Origin of the sequence: Streptomyces sp. NPDC053750 (genome assembly GCF_044544295.1) — a bacterium.
In the GTDB taxonomy this organism is placed as follows: Bacteria; Actinomycetota; Actinomycetes; order Streptomycetales; family Streptomycetaceae; genus Streptomyces.
This window is the reverse complement of the sequence record NZ_JBITXB010000002.1, coordinates 627,527-645,780: the sequence shown is the minus strand read 5'-3', so window position 1 is coordinate 645,780 and position 18,254 is coordinate 627,527. Positions and strand designations below refer to the sequence as shown.

The 18,254-nt window shown below is 71.4% G+C and carries 14 protein-coding genes; 11 read left to right on the top strand and 3 right to left on the bottom strand.

Annotated features, from left to right (window positions below):
• The first annotated feature begins 42 nt into the window (after window positions 1-42).
• From ACIGO6_RS08385 to ACIGO6_RS08355, 7 genes are all read left to right on the top strand, one after another.
• Window positions 43-1,212 (top strand): MFS transporter, encoded by a 1,170-nt coding sequence (locus ACIGO6_RS08385; protein WP_399873035.1) that lies wholly within the window; start codon window positions 43-45, stop codon window positions 1,210-1,212.
• Between the two features lie 63 nt (window positions 1,213-1,275).
• Window positions 1,276-2,181, top strand: a complete 906-nt coding sequence (locus ACIGO6_RS08380) for an NAD-dependent protein deacetylase (RefSeq protein WP_399873032.1) — start codon at window positions 1,276-1,278, stop codon at window positions 2,179-2,181.
• 86 nt (window positions 2,182-2,267) lie between these two features.
• Window positions 2,268-3,104: an alpha/beta fold hydrolase gene (locus tag ACIGO6_RS08375; RefSeq protein ID WP_399873029.1), complete on the top strand. Its 837-nt coding sequence runs from the start codon at window positions 2,268-2,270 to the stop codon at window positions 3,102-3,104.
• 22 nt (window positions 3,105-3,126) lie between these two features.
• Window positions 3,127-3,660 (top strand): TetR/AcrR family transcriptional regulator, encoded by a 534-nt coding sequence (locus tag ACIGO6_RS08370; protein WP_399873620.1) that lies wholly within the window; start codon window positions 3,127-3,129, stop codon window positions 3,658-3,660.
• A 146-nt stretch (window positions 3,661-3,806) separates the two neighbouring features.
• The gene (locus tag ACIGO6_RS08365) at window positions 3,807-5,126 is read left to right on the top strand and encodes a DUF5933 domain-containing protein (protein ID WP_399873617.1); all 1,320 of its coding nucleotides are present in this window, start codon (window positions 3,807-3,809) and stop codon (window positions 5,124-5,126) included.
• A gap of 162 nt (window positions 5,127-5,288) precedes the next feature.
• Window positions 5,289-6,860: a sodium:solute symporter gene (locus ACIGO6_RS08360; RefSeq protein ID WP_399873026.1), complete on the top strand. Its 1,572-nt coding sequence runs from the start codon at window positions 5,289-5,291 to the stop codon at window positions 6,858-6,860.
• A 97-nt stretch (window positions 6,861-6,957) separates the two neighbouring features.
• Window positions 6,958-8,364 carry an SMI1/KNR4 family protein gene (locus ACIGO6_RS08355; protein WP_399873024.1) on the top strand — a complete coding sequence of 469 codons (1,407 nt, stop codon included), beginning with the start codon at window positions 6,958-6,960 and terminating at the stop codon, window positions 8,362-8,364.
• A gap of 64 nt (window positions 8,365-8,428) precedes the next feature.
• Here ACIGO6_RS08355 and ACIGO6_RS08350 read toward each other — a convergent pair whose 3' ends face one another.
• Window positions 8,429-9,607 carry a Cmx/CmrA family chloramphenicol efflux MFS transporter gene (locus ACIGO6_RS08350; RefSeq protein WP_399873021.1) on the bottom strand — a complete coding sequence of 393 codons (1,179 nt, stop codon included), beginning with the start codon at window positions 9,605-9,607 and terminating at the stop codon, window positions 8,429-8,431.
• A gap of 302 nt (window positions 9,608-9,909) precedes the next feature.
• Between ACIGO6_RS08350 and ACIGO6_RS08345 the strand changes: the two genes are divergently transcribed.
• The 3 genes from ACIGO6_RS08345 to ACIGO6_RS08335 all read left to right on the top strand — a co-directional run bounded on the left by ACIGO6_RS08345 (window position 9,910) and on the right by ACIGO6_RS08335 (window position 15,778).
• Window positions 9,910-10,554, top strand: a complete 645-nt coding sequence (locus tag ACIGO6_RS08345) for a DNA alkylation repair protein (protein WP_399873614.1) — start codon at window positions 9,910-9,912, stop codon at window positions 10,552-10,554.
• A 209-nt stretch (window positions 10,555-10,763) separates the two neighbouring features.
• Window positions 10,764-12,671, top strand: coding sequence for an ATP-binding protein (locus tag ACIGO6_RS08340; protein WP_399873018.1), 1,908 nt, complete (start codon window positions 10,764-10,766; stop codon window positions 12,669-12,671).
• Window positions 12,672-12,838: 167 nt separating this feature from the next.
• Entirely contained in the window at window positions 12,839-15,778 is a 2,940-nt protein-coding gene (locus ACIGO6_RS08335) for a GH59 galactosidase (RefSeq protein WP_399873016.1), read from the top strand.
• Window positions 15,779-16,062: 284 nt separating this feature from the next.
• On the opposite strand, the gene ACIGO6_RS08330 is transcribed toward ACIGO6_RS08335, so the two are convergent.
• Complete coding sequence (locus ACIGO6_RS08330) at window positions 16,063-16,653, bottom strand: cysteine hydrolase family protein (RefSeq protein ID WP_399873013.1); 591 nt, start codon at window positions 16,651-16,653, stop codon at window positions 16,063-16,065.
• 145 nt (window positions 16,654-16,798) lie between these two features.
• On the opposite strand from ACIGO6_RS08330, the gene ACIGO6_RS08325 reads away from it, so the two are divergent.
• Window positions 16,799-17,791, top strand: coding sequence for a GlxA family transcriptional regulator (locus tag ACIGO6_RS08325; RefSeq protein ID WP_399873010.1), 993 nt, complete (start codon window positions 16,799-16,801; stop codon window positions 17,789-17,791).
• A gap of 6 nt (window positions 17,792-17,797) precedes the next feature.
• Here the strand turns inward: ACIGO6_RS08325 and ACIGO6_RS08320 are convergent, their stop codons facing one another.
• Window positions 17,798-18,226, bottom strand: coding sequence for a DUF2809 domain-containing protein (locus ACIGO6_RS08320; protein WP_399873007.1), 429 nt, complete (start codon window positions 18,224-18,226; stop codon window positions 17,798-17,800).
• Window positions 18,227-18,254 lie beyond the last annotated feature (28 nt).

Below are 18,254 nucleotides of genomic sequence, written 5' to 3'. Positions count from 1 at the left end.
AAACAGTACACACGGCCCGGGGCGGCTCCGAGACTTCCCCGCATGCGCAGCTACCGCTCCCTGTTCCGCACCCCGGAGTTCACGCCGTTCCTGCTCTCCTTCGCCGCTTTCGCCGCGGCCCAGACGATCGGCGGCCTGGCTCTCGGCACGCTGGTCTTCCGGGCCACCGGCTCCCCGTTCCTGTCGGCGGTGAGCATGTTCGGCCCGCAGCTGGCGCAGTTGCTGGGGGGCGCGTTCCTGCTCTCGGGCGCCGACCGTCTGCCGCCGCGCACGATCCTGTCCTGGCTCGGCCTCGCCTTCGCTGCCGGTACGGCCGTGCCGGCGCTGCCCGGCCTGCCGGTCGGGGCCGTCCTCGCCGTCGTCCTCCTGCAGGGTCTGGTCGCGTCGCTGGGCGGAGGAGTGCGCGGGGGGTTGCTGAACGAGATCCTGTCCAAGGACGGCTATGTCCTCGGCCGTTCGGTGTACAACATGGTCTGGGGCCTGACGCAGATGGCCGGTTTCGCGACGGGCGGCGTGCTGCTGGCACTCCTTTCGCCACAGACCTGCCTGCTGCTCGCGGCGGCGCTGCACGTGCTGTCGGCCCTCGTGGCCCGCCTGGGCCTCACGGCCCGGCCCCCGCGCACCTCGGGCCGGCCGTCCGTCTCGGCGACGTGGCGCACCAACGCCGTCCTGTGGTCCTCACGTTCCCGCCGCCTGACGTACCTGGGCCTGTGGGTCCCCAACGGCTTGATCGTCGGCGGCGATTCGCTCTACGTCTCCTACGCCCCGGAAGCCGCCGGCACGCTGTACGCGTGCGGGGCGCTGGGCATGTTCGTGGGCGACCTGGCGGTGGGCCGACTGATACCGCCCGCGGTGCGCCGCCGTCTCGCGACCCCGCTGCGCCTGCTGCTGGCGGTTCCCTATCTGTTCTTCGTCCTCCGGCCGTCCGTGGCGCTGTCGGCCGTGGCCGTCACCGTCGCCTCCGTCGGCTTCGCCGCGAGCCTGGTCCTTCAGGAACGCCTGATGTCCCTCACCCCCGACGAGCTCGCCGGCCAGGCCCTCGGCCTGCACGCCACCGGCATGGCGGCGCTGCAGGGCATCGGTGCCGTGCTCGCGGGCACGCTGGCCCAGTTCACCTCCCCGGCCGCGGCGATGACCCTGATGGCGGCCGCTTCGGTCACCGTGACCCTGGCCCTCGCGGTGCCCGTGCGGCAGGGCAGTGCCGTGCAGTGAGGGCCGTTGCCGGGCGACGCGGTCGTCACGCGGCTGGTCCGGGCCCTTCCGTACCCTGGCGGCATGCGCATGCGCCCCACTCTGAGCTGGACCCCCACCGAGGACCTGCCGCCGGGCAGCACGGATCTGGCACCGGTCGCCGACGCGCTCGGCGCCGGCGGCGTGCTGGTGCTCAGCGGGGCGGGCCTCTCCACGGAGTCGGGCATTCCCGACTACCGGGGCGAGGGCGGGAGCCTGAGCCGGCACACCCCCATGACCTACCAGGACTTCACCGGCGGCGCCCGGGCCCGGCGCCGGTACTGGGCACGCAGCCACCTCGGCTGGCGCACCTTCGGCCGCGCCCGCCCCAACGCGGGGCACCGGGCCGTGGCCGCGTTCGCACGCCACGGCCTGCTCACGGGTGTGATCACCCAGAACGTCGACGGCCTCCATCAGGCCGCCGGCAGCGAGGGTGTCGTGGAACTCCACGGAAGCCTGGCCCGGGTCGTCTGTCTCTCCTGCGGCGCCCTCAGCCCGCGCCGGGAGCTCGCCCGGCGGCTGGAGGAGGCCAATGCGGGTTTCGCACCGGTGGCCGCCGCGATCAACCCCGACGGTGACGCCGACCTCACCGACGAGCAGGTCGGGGACTTCCGCGTGGTGCCGTGCACGGTCTGCGGCGGCATCCTCAAGCCGGATGTCGTGTTCTTCGGCGAAGCCGTTCCGCCGCCCCGGGTGGAGCACTGCCGCAGGCTGGTCCGCGAGGCGGGTGCCCTGCTGGTCCTGGGCTCCTCACTGACGGTGATGTCCGGGCTCCGGTTCGTCCGTCAGGCGGCCCAGGCGGGAAAGCCGGTGCTGATCGTCAACCAGGACCCGACGCGAGGCGACCGCCACGCCGTGACCCGGGTCGCGCTCCCGCTGGGAACGGCCCTCACCACCGTGGCCGACCGGCTGGGTGTCCGCCTCGACGACGAGGTGGCCCCAAGGGAGTGAGGTAGTCGGCGCACGCGTCGCGTTGACGGGTCTGGCTAATAGGAGTAGCTTTTAGCTAACAACGTTAGCCATACCTGGGGGGCACCATGACCGAGTACCTTGCCGTCGACGGCGGCACGCTCGCCTACGACGTGACGGGATCCGGCCCGCTGATCGTGCTCGCGCACGGCATGGGGGACAGCCGCGCCGCGTACCGAACGGTCGTCCCGCAGCTGGTGACGGCCGGTTACCGGGTCGCCGCGGTCGACCTGCGCGGCTGCGGACAGTCCAGCACCGACTGGCCGGCCTGGAGCCGCACCGACATCGCCGGCGACCTGCTCGCCCTGATCCGCCACCTGGGCGGCCCCGCCGTGCTCGTCGGCCACTCGGTCGCCGGCGGCGCCGCCACCATCGCCGCGGCCCGGGAACCCGCACTGGTCACCTCGGTCGTCGAGCTGGCGCCCTTCACCCGCAAGCAGTCGATCCGCCTCGGCGACCTGCGGGTCAAGCGCTTCCGGCAGGGCATGCTGCGACTGCTCGGCGCGGGCGCGTTCGGCAGCCTGCCGCTCTGGCGCTCGTACCTCGACGTGGCGTATCCGGGTGTGAAGCCGGCCGACTGGGCCGAGCGGCTCGGCCGCATCGACGCCCTGCTGCGCGAGCCCGGCCGGATGAAGGCCATGCAGAGCATGGGGCGCAGCGCCCCGACCGACGCCGGCGCTCAGCTCGGCAACGTGCGCTGCCCGGTCCTGGTGGTGATGGGCACGCTCGACCCCGACTGGGCCGACCCGCACGCGGAGGGTTCGGCGGTCGTCGACGCCCTGCCGGCCGGCCTCGGCCGCCTGGAGATGATCGAAGGCGCCGGGCACTATCCGCACGACCAGTTCCCCGACCAGGTGGTCTCGCTCGTCCTCGCCTTCCTCCGGTCGGACGCGGCCCGTGCCTAGGGCGGGCCTGGACCCGGCGGCCGTGGTCTCGGCCGGTGCCGCCCTCGCCGACGAGGTGGGCCTCGCCCACCTGACGATGGGCCTGCTGGCCGAGCGGCTGGGCGTGCGCACCCCCTCTCTGTACAAGCACGTCGGCGGCCTGGACGACCTCACCCAGCGGATCGCGGCCCTGGCGCTGGGCGAGGCCGCCGACACCGTGGGCGGCGCGGTGCAGGGGTACGCGGGGCGCGACGCCCTGGCGGCCGCGGCCCGCGCCTTCCGCGCCTTCGTCCTCGCACACCCCGGCCGGTACGCCGCGACGATCGGCAGGGAACCGTCCGGCCCGGACGATCCGCTGGCCACCGCGGGCCGACGGCTGCTCGACGCCTTCATGGCGGTCCTGCGCGGCTACGAGATCGACGAGCCCGACGTGGACCACGCCCTGCGCATGCTCCGCAGCCTCTGCCACGGCTTCGCCACCCTGCAGGCGGCCAACGCCTTCCAGTGGAGCGCCGACATCGACGAGAGCTTCGAGTGGCTGATCGCCTTCGCCGACCGGGGCCTGCGCACCCTCTGAACGACGCCCACAACACGCGCGCCCAAACAACCGGTTCACGGCCGATAACATGTGCGAGCTCACAGGAAACCCTTACTTACTCCTCACAAATCGGCCAAAAATTGATAACTACAGCATCGCGGGCGCTTTCGCGCATCAACTCCAGGATCAAGCTCGCCGGGTGGCGTCAGCCCCGGGTGCTGCTGTGGGCCACGGCAGGCGTGGTGGCCCTCGGGTTCCTCATCACGCTGGAGATCGCCGCGCGTCGCTACGGCCTGCCGGGGCCGATCACCAACCAGGCGCAGGAACTCATATTCGCCCCCGCGTCGGGGCCGCTGTTGTACGCCAGCATGGCGCTGATGATGGTGGTCCTCACTTGGCGGCAACGCTTCGTCGCGGCCGGTGCCGCGGTGGGCATCGACGTCGTCATCGCGCTGGTGCGCTGGTCGGTCGACGCCAAGTTGGCTTTCGGCAACGGGGCGTTGTGGGTGATCGTGGGCTGTGCGGTGATCGCCGTCACGCGTCGCTCCGGACCGGATCGTCAGCTGATGCTGAAGGGTGTCGGGTTGGGCCTGCTGCTGGTGGCCGGGCGCAAGACCGGAGACACCTGGCTGCTGATCACGTCGAAGACCCGCCCGACGGTACTCGACCAGTACGTGGCGGTGGCCGATCACGCACTGGGCAACCCGTCATGGGTGGTGGGCCGGATCGTCACGGCCACCGGCCCGGTCGGTGAACATGTTCTCGACTGGGTCTACGCCCAGCTGGCGGTGGCCGCGGCCGTCGTCGCCCTCTACCAGCTGCGGAACGTGGCGGCAGAGCGCCGCTTCCCGGGCCATCACCTGGTGCGCACCTTCCTGGTGATAGGCCTCCTCGGGCCGGCCATCTACATGATCTTCCCCGTGGTCGGGCCGATCTTCATCTACGGCACCGGCGCGTTCGGCACCGGCGGCGGGGAGTGGACGCTGGCGCACCTGTGGCCCCACACCCCACCGCCGATCGAGCCCCCGCAGCACCTGCCGTACGACGAGATCACGCCCCGCAACTGCATGCCCAGTCTGCACACGGCGTGGGCCGTCACGATCTTCGTCCACTCCCGCACGGGCCCGCGGATTCTGCGATGCGCCGGTACGTTCTGGCTGGTGGCCACCCTCGGCGCGACGCTGGGATTCGGCTACCACTACGGCGCGGACCTCATCGCCGGCGTGGTGTTCGCGCTCACGGTCGATGCGGCCATGCGCGCGCTCGACCGCGGCTGGGACCGGGCGGGAATCCAGCTGGTCGCCCACGGCACCGCGGTCTTCGCCCTGCTCCTGCTGTCGTACCGGTATCTGCCGATGGAAATGGCCACGCGCCCGTGGGTGTTCGGCCCGCTTCTCCTGCTGGCGATGGCCTCGGTGATCCACGGCTACGTGCGGACCACCCGGCTGTGGGATCCGAAGCCCGTACCGGTGCAGCAACCGGAACCGCAGCCCGAACTCGTGTGACCTGTGCCGGCCGGGTCCACAGGGGCCCGGCCACGACACACATCGCTCCTGGCGCGCACGACATCGTCCGTTTTGCGTGGATCTGGTGCCATGCTGGCGAACACCGCCGCGCCGGTGACACCACCGGCCCGTGTCCAGGAGCACCCGTGTCCAGGAGCAAGTGTGCGCCAACTCGACCTCGTAGTGATCGTGGTCTATCTGATCGGGATCGCCTGGATCGGCCTGCGCAAGGCCGGCCGGCAGAAGTCGGCGAAGGACTACTTCGTCGGTGAGGGCCACATGCCGTGGTGGGCCGTCTCCTTCTCCGTGGTCGCCACCGAGACCAGTGTGCTGACCGTGATCAGCGTCCCCGGCGGCGCCTACAGCGGTCAGGGCTTCGGAAACGTCGAACTCGCCCTGGGGTACGTCGTCGGACGCGTCGTCGTGGCCACCGTACTGATCCCGCTCTACAAGCGCGGCGGGTTCGTCAGCGCCTACCAGTACCTGGGCGACCGCTTCGGGCCGAAGCTGCAGGGGCTCGCCTCGGTGACCTTCGTCTTCACCCGGCTCCTGGCCGAAGGCGTCCGGCTGTTCGCCTCCGCCATCCCGATCAAGCTGCTGCTCGACGAGTTCGGCGTGCACGCGAGCTACCGGGTGATCATCCTCGTCCTCACGCTGATCACCGTCGTCTACACCTACCTGGGCGGCATCAAGGCGGTCATCTGGACCGACGCCATCCAGATGGGTCTCTACCTCGGTGGCGCGATCCTCGCCGTGGCGGTGCTGTCCGCCCACGTCGGCGCCGACGGCTACGCCCGCGCGCTGGACGCCGGACGGTTCACCCTCTTCGACACCGACTTCGGCCTCGCCCACATCCTCACCAGCCCGTTCGCCCTGCCCACGGCCATCCTCGGCGGCGCCATCTTCGCCATGGCCAGCCACGGCTCCGACCAGCTGATCGTCCAGCGCGTGCTGGCCACCCGTACGCTGCGCGAGGGCCAGAAGGCCATGATCGCCTCCGGCGTCTTCGTCACCGTCCAGTTCGCCGCCTTCTCCCTGGTCGGCGCGCTGCTGTGGTCCTACAACCGGGGCAGGTCGTTCTCGGAGCTGGGGCTGTCCAGCTCCGACAACCTCTACCCGGACTTCATCCTGCACGGACTGCCCGTCGTCGTCTCCGGTCTCCTCGTGGCCGGCATCCTGGGCGCCGCGATGGGATCGCTGTCCTCGGCGCTGAACTCCATGTCGAACTCGACCGTCGCCGACATCATCCACAGTTTCTTCCGCAGCACCCCGTCCGAGGACGCGCTGCTGAGGCTCGCCCGCTGGACGACGCTGGTGTGGGCGACCCTCATGGCCCTCTTCGCCTGCGCGTTCAGCGCGAGCACGGGCAACGTGTATCTGACCGGACTGACCATCGCGGGCTACACCTACGGTGCGCTGCTCGGCGCGTTCCTCCTCGGACGTCTGGTCTCCCGTGCCCACGAGGCCGACGCCGTCGTGGCCTTCCTGGTCACGATCGGCGTCATGACCTACGTCGTGCGCGGGGTGAAGATCGACGTCACCACGGGCGGGACCACCGTGTCCGAGGCCGTCGCGGCCCAGTGGCTCGTGCCCATCGGCGTACTGATCACCCTGGTCGTCGGCGGTCTGCTGAGCCTGTTCCACCGTGCGCCCGAGACCGACGAGGCCCCCGCGGGCGAGGACGTGCCGGGGTCCGGGCCCGATCCGGTGACCGCGGGAGCCGGCCGGCAGTGACCACGGCTCCGCCGGGGCACGAGGCCACCGGACTGCCCGCGGAACGCCGCCGGAAGGTGCTCGCTTCGATGTCAGTGGCCCCGCGTACGGTCTGCTCATGGACGACCGAACCTCTTCCTCGACCTCGGTGCACGACTTCTCGACCTGGGAGCCCGTCCTGCGGCTGCTGCGGGACTCCGGCACGCGGGAACCGACTGCCTCCCGGCCCCTCCGCGTGGCGGGACGCATCGGCCGGCACGGCTGGAGCCTGCCGCTGCGGCGGCGGACGACCCCGCCGGGGCGGGCCGCCCAGGTCGAGGACATGCGGGAGGAGACGGAGGCGGTGGAGCGGGTGCGTCACGCGCTCGCGGACGCCGGTGTCGACGACATCTCGTTCACGACGAGGATGGAGACGACCGGAGAGGCCGCGGTCCGCCTGCTGGCGCGCAGCCCCGCTGTGGAGTCCGGGCTCGGAGCGCATCCGGGGGCGCTCCTCCTGGTCGAGGGTGCCGTAGCGGAGCCGTGGCGCCGTCTTCCCGATCCGGTGCCCGCGGCGGTGCCGGCCCCTTCGGCGGACCCGGCGTTGCTGGAGCGGACCCTTCGTGAGCGGCTGCCGGACGCCGTCGGTGCGACCGAGGCGGAGCTCGCGCATGCGCAGGAGCGCCTCGGCGTCCCGCTGCCCGAGGAACTCAAGGCGCTCTACCGGGTGACACGATCCCGGTGGGAGGACTGGGCCGACGACCCCGACGCACCGCAGCGGGAGTGCGTCGCGGTCGGCTTCGATCTCTTCCCGCTGGACGACCTGTACATCGCCGACGCCGCGTCACGCCCCTGTCCGTGGAGGTTCGCGGCGATGGAGGCGGTCGTCACCCCGCCCGACGCCGCGGTGCAGGGTCTGGTCGGCTCACCCGGCTGGATCGCCTTCGGGGACAACGGCGGGGGCGACCGGCTGGCGATCGACCTGACGCCCGGCCCGCGAGGACACGTCGGGCAGATCATCATGATCGGCCACGAGGAGAACGTCGGCGCCTGTCCGGTCGCGGACTCCCTCACCGACCTGGTGATGGGCCGGCTCAATGAGCGGCGTGGCGGCTCGAACACAGACGGGCCGCCGGCCGTGGGCCACGTGAACATCCGGAGCCTGCCCGGCATCGAGGCCGCCGCGCACCCCGGTCTGGAAGTCCTGTCCATCGGCGTGTGGGACAGCGAGCCGCTCAGTCTCGCCCCGGCCATGGGCCTGCCCCGTCTGCGGACTCTCACCGCATATCCCGGTACGCTCGCCGACCCGCTCGAGATCGCCCGGCTCACCGCGCTGGAGTACCTGGAGATCGGCCCGGCGGAATGGCGTGTGCTCCTCGACGCGGGAGCCGTACCGCGCGGCCTGTCGGCCGCCGCCGTCACGGTGCACGGCTCCGAGGACGTGCTGCCCGTCGTGTCCGTGGCCAACGAGATCCTGGCCCTGTGGGACCGGCCCCGGATCATACAGACGGTCGTCCGGGGGGACCTCGGCCCGCGAGGTGGGTGACCTGCCGGGTGGGCGGCGCCCGAGGAGCCCTCGCCATACCTCGACGCCGGGGCCCACGGGTGCGTCACCGGAGCACCTCGCTGCTCCGGCCCGCCGCGATCACGGTGCGCGCGGGGAACGCGACGAGCAGGGCCACAGCGACCAGGAGCCCGCTGACCCAGAGCGGCCCGAGGTTCCCGGCCCGGGTGCCGAGGGTGGCCGCGCCGATGAGAGGCCCGGCGGCGGCGCCGGCGTTGAGGGCCGCGGTCGCGTAGGAGCCGGCCATGGTGGGGGCTCCGGCCGCCTCGTAGAGGACCCGGGTGATCAGGGTGCTCCCCAGCGCGAACGACAGGGCGCCCTGGACGAACACGAGGGCGAGCAGGGCGACGGGCCGGTCGGCCAGCACGGCCAGTGCTGCCCAGCCGACGAGCAGCAGGGGGCCGCCGACCGCGATGACCCGACCGGGACGCCGGTCGGACAGCCGTCCGGCAAGGGTGACACCGGCGAAGGAGCCGGCGCCGAAGAGCACCAGGACGACGGAGATCCACAGTTCGCCCAGCCCGGCGGTGTCGGTCACGACGGGTGCGAGGAAGGTGAAGCTTGCGAAGGTCGCCGCGTTCACCAGTGCGCCGAGCAGCATGGCCAGGAGCAGTCGCGGCCGCGCGAGCTGTGCGAGTTCCGCCCGCAGGGACGGCCCGTCGGCCACATGCTGCTCCACCCGGCGCGCCGGGACAGCTGTGAGGACGCCGATCGCCGCGGGCACGCAGAGAGCGGCGACGGCCCAGAACGTGGCCCGCCAGCCGAGCAGTGCGCCGAGCAGCGACCCTCCGGGGACCCCGGCGATCGTGGCCACCGTCGTGCCCGACAGCAGCACCGCGAGCGCACGCCCCTTCCGGTCGGGCGGAACCAGCGAAGCGGCGGTCGTCAGTGCCACGGCGAGGAACCCGGCGTTCGCGAGCGCGGCGACCACCCGGGTCGCGCAGAGGACCGAGAAGCTCGACGTGGCGGCACCCACCGCGTGGGCTCCCAGGAACACGGACACGAACCCGAGCAGGCTCGACCGTCCTGGCCGGCGGCGGGCGAGCGCGGCCATGAGCGGGGCGCCGACGACCATGCCGACCGCGAAGGCCGGGGTGAGCGTGGCTGCTGTCGCGACGGTGACGTCGAGGTCGGAGGCGATGTCCGGCAGGAGGCCGGCGAGCATGAACTCCGAGGTGCCCATGGCGAAGATCGCCAGGGCAAGCAGATACAGCGGGAAAGGCATCGAGTGGCTCCGAGGTGAGGAGAGGAACGAGAGGTCGCCTCGTCACCGCGGTCAGCACCCACGGGCGCACGCGTCCGGCCGCGTGACGCGGCGGGACGGCAGTACTACGGACTCAGGGGTTCAGGGGGCTGACGGCGTGACCGAGAGCCCCCACCTCGTCCGACTCAGGACTCGACATGCCCGGCACGCTACCCGACCGATGCCGCTCGGGACATCTCGGTTTCACAGCGGCCCGTCGTAGGCTGGCCCTCGCACGTGGAGGACAGGAGGCCGGGGTGACCGGGACGACGGTGGCCGAAGTCATGGCCGAGCTGGCCGGGCTCGAGGACCCGAAGGCGCGCGCGGTCAACGAGCGGCACGGTGACGATCACGGTGTGAACCTCGGCAAGCTGCGCGCGCTCGCCAAGCGGTTGAAGACGCAGCAGGACCTCGCGTGCCGGCTCTGGGAGACGGGTGACACCGCGGCGAGACTGCTGGCCCTCCTGATCTGCCGTCCGAAGGCGTTCGAGCGTGACGATCTGGACGGGATGGTGCGCGAGGCCCGCCCTCCCAAGGTGCACGACTGGCTCGTGAACTACGTGGTGAAGAAGAGCCCGCACGCCGAAGAGCTGCGTCCGGCCTGGTCCGCCGATCCGGATCCGGTGGTCGCGAGTGCCGGCTGGGCGCTGACCACCGCGCGCGTGGCGAAGAAGCCCGAGGGCCTCGACCTCGCGGGGCTGCTCGACGTCATCGAGGCGGAGATGAAGGACGCCCCGGACCGCCTGCAGTGGGCCATGAACCACTGCCTGGCGCAGATCGGCATCGAGCACGCCGAGCACCGCGCCCGTGCGATCGGCATCGGTGAGCGCCTGGAGGTGCTCAAGGACTACCCGACTCCCCCGGGCTGCACGTCTCCGTTCGCGCCCACCTGGATCTCCGAGATGGTCCGCCGGCAGCACGCCGAGTAGCGGGCGCACCGACCGGTCGCTCCGGTGTTCGAGGTGTCGTTGCGGGGTGTGTTCCGGGGCGGGAGTCGCGACCTTCCGGGCCGTATCGCGTTGGGATTGCCGTGACGTCGTTGCAGTGACGGTTCTGCGTACGGGGCGCCGACCCCGGACGTGGCCGTCGGCCTCGGACGGGGCGGCCGTCATGCAGCAGCCCGAGCGCGCGGAAGGCCATGAACGTGTGGAAGTGTGTCGGCAGTCCCGTGGTGACGCCTGTGGACGACGGGGTCGTGGTGGGCGGGCTCATCGGCCGCGAGGAACAACTCCGGTCGCTCGAAGGCATGGTGGCCGTTCATCACCTGGTGACGGTGACCGGGCGGGCCGGGGTCGGGAAGAGCTGTCTTGCGGCCTCGGCGGTGGCGAGGCGCTCGACGTCGTGGCGCCGTGTGGTCCGGGTGCGGTGGGACGGTCGCGGCCCCGGGGAGCCGGGGGCGCTGGCCGCGGCCGTGTTCCGGGCGCTGCACGGCCCGCACGCGCGGCACGAGGAGCCCGGTCGGGGCGACCTCGTGGGGCAGTTGGCCGCCCCCGGCGTCCTGCTGTTCCTCGACGACGTCGACCCGGTCCACCAGGAGTGCACACGGCTCGTGCAGCATCTGCTGGCCGCGGTGCCGGCGCTGCGGGTGATCGTGACCTCACGGCGGGCGCTGGGCCTGGGTGAGGAGCAGGTGCTGGAGCTGCCGCCGCTGGACACCGGCCGTCCCGCCGACGGCGCGCGTCCGGCCGCGGTGGAACTCTTCCTCACCCGTGCCCGCGCCGCGGTGGAAGGATTCTGCGCCGATGAGGCGGACCTCCCGGCCGTGGAGGCGATCTGCCGGTCGCTGGAGGGGGTGCCGCACGCCATCGACCTGGCCGCCGAGCAGCTGGCGCGCCGTTCCGTGGGCGAGCTCGCGGACGCGTTGGAGCACGACCAGTGCTGGCTGCGCAGCGGGAGCCCACGCCTGAGCCGGCACCGTTCCCTGCGCGACACCGTCGGGGCGAGCTATCTGCTGTGCGAGCGCGAGGTGCGCATCGTCTGGGCCAGGGCCAGCGTGTTCACCGGCGCCTTCAACGAGTCCACCGGGGTGTTCCTGTGTGCCGGCGGCAGCGTGGAGCCCGAGCAAGTTCCCTCGTTGCTGGCCCAGTTGGCGGCGATGAGGGTGCTCGAGCCGGTCCGCGATCCGGGCGGGCTGCGTCCGCCGCGCTACCGGATGACGCGGGCGGCGCGGGACTTCGGGGACGCGCGGCTGCGCGAGGCGGGCGAGTTCGAGCAGGCCCTCGAACGCCGGGCGGCGCATCGCCTCCGGCTCGCCGAGGTGGCGGAGGGTCTGTGGGTCGCGGGCCGTCAGAGACAGGCGGTCCGTCTCGTGCGGGAGGAGCGGGACGAACTCGCCGCGATGCAGTTCTCCACCCCCCTGTGCGCCGGTGAGGCTCAGGAGTCGCTGGAGACCATGGTCGGTCTGTGGTTCTGGTGGCTGCTGCACGACGATGCGCAGGAGGCCGCCCTCGGGTCGGTGATGCGGTTGCTGGCGTGGTGTCCGCCGGACAGCGAGGTGGCCATGAACGCGCGGTGGCTGGCGGCCTGGCTCGGCGCGGCACAGGATCCCGAGGCCGCGCTCGGCCTGCTGGGCGTGGCCTGGCCGCAGGCCGTCCTGGCCGGCGACGACGCCGCGGTCGGCCGTATCGCCCACGTCCAGGGAGTGATCGCCCTGCACGGAGGCGACGCGGAGGCCGCCGCGGAACACTTCGCGCAGGCCGCCGCCCTCATTCCGGCCGGCGCGGCGGGCGGCCCCTCCCCCGCCGCGAGCCTCGCCGCCCAGGCGGTCGCCGAAACCGCCTTCGCACCCGGCGCGGCGTCCCGCACCGCACAACGCGTACTCGCCCGGCCGGATCTCCGTGGCGACGCGTGGGCCGTCCTCACCGCCCGCTACGCGCAGGCATGCGCGGACCACCGCCGCGGTCGCCCCGGCCGCGCCAGGAACCGCGCCACCCGAGCCCTCGCCTCGCTGGACGACACCCTCCCTGAGCCGCTCGTCGCGCCGGCCCTGCGCGCATTGATCACGGCCGTCGAGGCAGGCCACACTTTCCAAGTTGATCGAATTTGATCGATTCCTGTGCCACAGCTTCCACTCCAGCTTCGCCTGCTGCTGCACTGAGGCGCGCCTGACCGGGCGGGACCGACGGGTCGCGACGCACCACAGGACGAATTGGACGAAGGAGTCGAAGCCGGATGGGAACGCAGAGGAGACAGAGGGGGCGCGGACGCGGATGGATGTCGCTCGCCGCGGCAACCACCCTGGCGCTGGCGGCCGGAGTGATCACGGCACCCGCCGCGCACCCCGCGGACGATCCCGTGGAGGTCGTGGTCGACGGGCACGACGTGCGCGGCGACAACGTGAACGGGCTGACCTACAAGGGCCTCGGCGTGCTCAGCTGCAACAGCACGAGCAATCTGCTGATGGACTACAAGGCGGAGCATCCCGACCGGTACTGGCAGCTCATCAGGGTTCTGTTCGGTGGAAAGAACCCACTGATCAACCACGTCAAGGTCGAGATGGGCTCGGACACGAACACGTCGACCGGTTCCGACCCGGCGACCATGCGCACACCCGACGAGTCGGCCGACGCGTCCCGTTCCCCCGGCTTCCAGCTGGCCGCCGATGCCAAGACGGTCAACCCGGACCTCAAGGTCTCCATTCTCCGCTGGGTCATGCCCGCATGGGTGCAGGCCGAATGGGACAAGGGCACGGGCTCCGACGAGATGTACACGTGGTACAAGGAAACGATCCTCGACGCCTACGAGAAGTACGGATACATGGTCGACTACGTCGACCCGGACACCAACGAGACGCGGGATCCGAACGAGGCGTTCATCAAGTGGTACAAGAACGCGATCGTCACCGACACGGACTTCGCCGATCCGCGCTACGGCCTCTCGGCGACCCAGCAGAAGAGGGCCGCGAAGGCCTACCACAAGATCAAGATCATCGCTTCCGACGAGAACAACACCCACCACATCGGGCCGTCCGTGCTCAGCGACGAGGAGCTCTTCGGCATCGTCGACGCGGTGGGCTACCACTACAACACCGAGGACCGGCGCGAGGGCAGCACCGACAGCGACACCTACCAGCCCTACACCAAGCTGGCGACCGGCGCGAACAAGTACGGCCAGGACAAGGAGGTCTGGTACAGCGAGGGAACCGCGTCGTTCGGCTACACCGAGTACCGCGTCAACAACACCGAGGGACCGAACGGGGCGAGCACGGGCATCGGCGGCGTGCAGAGCGCCCTCGACCTCGCCAACCGCTCCGTCAAGAGCTATGCGAACTCCAAGCGGACGCACTACGTCTTCCAGCCGGCGATCGGCTCCTTCTACGAGGGCGCCCAGTACAGCCACAAGGAACTCGTCAGCGCGCGGGACCCGTGGTCGGGCCACCTCCACTACGACGCGGCGATCTATGTGATGCAGCACTTCACCCAGTTCGCGAAGACCGGCTGGGAGAACGACACCAACACGGCGGGCATCTGGCGCACCGTCCCGGAGGCCAGTTTCAGCGGGGTGAGCGGCACCGTCGACCTCGACGGGTCGAACGGGGCCCCCAGCTACATGACGCTGGCGGACCCGCGCAAGAAGGACTTCTCGACGATCGTCGTCAACGACAGCGACCGTCCGCGGACCTACCGGATCAAGGCCGAGAACATGCGACTCGGCGATCCGACCATGGAGGTCTGGGAGACCCGGGGAGCCGACCCCGGGCAGGCGTACGACGCCAACTTCAAGCACCTCGTCGACGAGATCCGGCCCGGCGACGACGGGTACTACTCGTACACGGTCCACCCCCGGTCCATCGTGACCCTGACGACGCTCGACAGGAGCCACGACAAGGCGACGAACCAGCGTCTGCCGGAGTCCGGGGACCGCACGGTCCTCGACACCGACGCCACCGGCAAGAGGCACGACACCCGTGACCACGTCCTGTACGCCGACGACTTCGGGTACGAGGAGGAGGGCAGCGTCCGGGTCGGGACCGGCAACGGCACGCGCAAGGTGTCCCAGCCCTACCTGGCGTCGCGTGGCAACCAGCCCCGTTACATGGTGGACCAGACCGGCGCCTGGGAAGTCGGTCAGGACGCCGACGGCGACAACGTGCTGTACCAGTACATGGACCAGTCCATGAAGGACACCGGCGCCTGGAACCGGCACACGCCGAACACCACGGTCGGCGACTTCCGCTGGCAGAACTACAAGGCCTCCGTCGACGTCTCCTTCCCGGACGAGGACGGCGGCCTCGCCACCCTGGGCGTCCGCCAGCAGAAGGGCATGGCCGTCAGCGACGCCGCGTACAACGTCCGCGTCCGCCCGGACGGCACCTGGACGTTCTACAGGTACGGCACCGCGGTCACCTCGGGCACCGTCCCGGCATCCGACACCTACCGTCTCGCCATCGAGGCCAAGGGCGCGACGATCACGACCTCCGTCGACGGACGGACCGTCGCCACGTACGAGGACCCGGCCCCCCAGACCTCGGGCCGGGTCAAGCTCGGATCCGACTTCCACAGGACGGCGTTCGACAACCTGAAGGTCGAGAAGGTCGACGGGTACACCCCCTACGTCCGCGCACAGATCGACAACATGGACGACTCGGTCGCCTACGAGGGCGCCTGGAGCAGGAAGGCCTCCTTCGGCGACGCGATGGACTGGTACCGCACGACGTCGACGAGCACGGACGCCGGAGCGTCGTTCACCGTCCCGTTCACGGGCACGGGCGTCGACGTCATCGGCGGCAACGACGGCAGTGCCGTGTTCGACGTCCACGTCGACGGCAAGCCGATCGCCGAGGACGCGAGGACCGTGGCCTCCGACAAGCGGCGCGCGACGTACGCGCTGCGGGGCCTCTCCGACGGCCGGCACACCGCGACGTTCGTCCTCAAGTCGGGGAAGGCCGTGGTCGACGCGTTCGACGTCGTATCGGGCGACGTGGAAGGCGAGGTGGACGTGACACCGATCCGGGACGGTCTGGACGCGGTCGGCAGTCCGGTCCGGGCCGACTACGCGGCAGGCTCGTGGGCCGTGTTCGACTCCGCGCTCTCGGCGGCGAAGGCGGCCGTGTCCGGGCGTCGGGGCCTCGACGCCATCGGGGTCGAGCAGATCGCGGACCGACTCGACAGCGCGCACGCCCGGCTGGTGCGCAAGGACGGCAGCACCCGGTAGCAGGCCCGTCGTCGTCGCGGCGCTCTCCCGGACCGCAGGAGAGCGCCGCGACGGAGCGCGAGGCGCGCATGACGAGCCGGCCCTCGGCGACGGCCACGTGTGGGTTTCCCTCCCCGACAAGGTCCGGCCCCGAGCCTGGATCATCACCAGCAGCAGCCCGTGGGTCTCGGCGTCCGCCGCCGCACCGTCGCGCAGCGCCCATTGGCGGCCACCAGCATGCTGCCGACCGCGTAGTTGGACGCGCACATGAGTCGATCACGGCGTGCCGGGTATCGGGTGACGCGTCAGGCGAGGTCGTCGTGCGACGGAACGACAACTCCGTACAGGTCGGCGATGGTGGCGAGGGCGCTGTGGTGCACCTGGCGGGCGTCCAGTTCGACGCCCGCGACCGCCAGTGCCCGGGTGGCACTGGCGTCGCCCACGACGGTGGCGCGGTTGCCGCGCAGGAAGGCGCCCTGCGCGGTGGCGGCCACGCACATGTGCGTCATGAACCCGGCGATGACGAGGTCGCTGTGTCCCGCGGCGTCGACGTGCCGGCCCAGGTCGGTGCCGTGGAAGGCGTTCGGCGTCTCCTTGACGACCACGGGCTCGCCGTCGACCGGCGCGACGTCCGGGTGGATGCGGCCGATCTCGGCCCGGATGTCGTACGGGGTGCCTGCGCCGCCGTCGTTGACGACGTGAATGACCTTCGCCCCCTGCTGGCGTGCCCGCTCCAGCAGTTGGGCGCCGGCGTCGAGTGCCTCCCGCCAGCCGTCCAGTTCCATCACGCCGGTCGTGTAGGTGTTCTGGTAGTCGACGAGGACCAGCGTCGCGTCGGCGAGCTTGGCGGGGGTGTCGTCGAAGCCGTTGAGCCGGCGCAGAGTTGTTCCGGGCATGGGAGAGCTCCTCAAGGGTTCGGTGTCGGGAAGGCCGGGCCACCGCGCGGTGACCTGCGCCTATGACGCTACGACCGTTAAGAGGTGTCGGCAATGTCGTCTAACCTGCAGATACCGACATCGTGGCCGTGGAGCGTGGGAGCCCTTGAACACCGTCAGACGACCGATCGTCATCGTCCTCTTCGAAGGCGTCGACCTGCTCGACGTCACCGGACCACCGGAGGTGTTCTCCCTCGCACGACGCGAGACGGACGAAGCGGCGGGCTACGACGTGGTCCTCGCCGCCGAGAGCCTGGAACCGGTCACGACCGCCGCCGGGGTCCGTGTCCTCCCCGACGTCACCTTCGACGGTCTGTCCACGAAGAGCATCGACACCCTCGTCGTACCCGGCGCGGTCGAGGTCGACAGCCGTCGCCGTGTCCACGCGCTCACCGACCCGGCCGTGGTGGAGCGGGTGAAACAACTCGCCGCGCGGAGCCGCCGGGTCGCGTCCGTCTGCGTCGGCGCGCACCTCCTGGCGGCCGCCGGGCTCCTCGACGGCAAGCGCGCCACCACCCACTGGTCGACCACGCGTCAACTCGCCGCCGACCACCCGGAGGTCGAGGTCGACGAAGACCCGATCTTCATCCGCGAGGGCAATGTGTGGACCGGCGCGGGCATCAGCGCCTGCCTCGACCTGTCGCTCGCCCTCGTCGCCGACGACCTCGGGGAGGACATCGCGCTGGGCGTGGCCCGGCAACTCGTGATGTACCTCAAACGACCGGGCGGACAGAGCCAGTTCAGCGTCCCCCTGAGGCATCACTCCACCTCGCGGCGCGTCGAGGAGCTGCGCCAGTACGTCATGCGCCACCTCGGCGAGCCGCTCACCGTCGCGGACCTCGCCGCGTGCGCCCACGTCAGCGACCGGCAGCTCACCCGGATCTTCAAGACCGAACTCGGCACGACGCCGCACGCCTACGTCGAAGCGGCCCGCGTCGAGGTGGCGCGCCAGCAGCTGGAAGCCACCGACGTCACCCTCGAACGGGTGGCCACGGCATGCGGTTTCGGCACCGTCGACACCCTTGTCAGGGCGTTCCGCCGCAGGCTCGACACGACACCGACCGAGTACCGGCGCCGGTTCCGGACCCGTCCCGACTGACGGGGGCTACGGCGCGCCGGCACCACGCGTCCGGCACACGCCACGCCAACCGATCCAGCCGACCACCGCGCCGACCACGTACCAGAACAGGTCCGGTGCGTTGAAGGTGGAGCCGAGGACCAGGCGGGCAGCCGTGCTGTGCCGGGAGAGCTCCGCCGGCAGGTCGCTGAGTTGCAGGAACTCGACCCCCCAGCTCACCGCCAGGGCGACTCCGCCCGCGACCGGCGGCGTCACGCGCGGCGCCACCACGATGACGAGGGCGCACAGCAGCAGCGTGTACAGGGCGTCCCCGCCGTACTTGGCCACCTCTCCCCCCGCCGTCGCCCGTAGTCCCAGTCCCGCGCCGACGATCAGCAGGGCTGCCGCTGCCGCCGCGAGCCGCATCCGCGTCGGATCACCGACGACACCGGCGCGGGCCCTGGAAGTGGAGGTCATGGAGTCATTGTGCTGGACGCCCCGGGCA

Bases quoted from the DNA above. Each gene is read 5' to 3' on its own strand.
- ACIGO6_RS08320 (WP_399873007.1), bottom strand. From the start codon at position 18,226: ATGACCTCCACTTCCAGGGCCCGCGCCGGTGTCGTCGGTGATCCGACG.
- ACIGO6_RS08380 (WP_399873032.1), top strand. From the start codon at position 1,276: ATGCGCATGCGCCCCACTCTGAGCTGGACCCCCACCGAGGACCTGCCG.
- ACIGO6_RS08350 (WP_399873021.1), bottom strand. From the start codon at position 9,607: ATGCCTTTCCCGCTGTATCTGCTTGCCCTGGCGATCTTCGCCATGGGC.
- ACIGO6_RS08355 (WP_399873024.1), top strand. From the start codon at position 6,958: ATGGACGACCGAACCTCTTCCTCGACCTCGGTGCACGACTTCTCGACC.
- ACIGO6_RS08375 (WP_399873029.1), top strand. From the start codon at position 2,268: ATGACCGAGTACCTTGCCGTCGACGGCGGCACGCTCGCCTACGACGTG.
- ACIGO6_RS08385 (WP_399873035.1), top strand. From the start codon at position 43: ATGCGCAGCTACCGCTCCCTGTTCCGCACCCCGGAGTTCACGCCGTTC.
- ACIGO6_RS08340 (WP_399873018.1), top strand. From the start codon at position 10,764: ATGAACGTGTGGAAGTGTGTCGGCAGTCCCGTGGTGACGCCTGTGGAC.
- ACIGO6_RS08335 (WP_399873016.1), top strand. From the start codon at position 12,839: ATGTCGCTCGCCGCGGCAACCACCCTGGCGCTGGCGGCCGGAGTGATC.
- ACIGO6_RS08330 (WP_399873013.1), bottom strand. From the start codon at position 16,653: ATGCCCGGAACAACTCTGCGCCGGCTCAACGGCTTCGACGACACCCCC.
- ACIGO6_RS08345 (WP_399873614.1), top strand. From the start codon at position 9,910: ATGGCCGAGCTGGCCGGGCTCGAGGACCCGAAGGCGCGCGCGGTCAAC.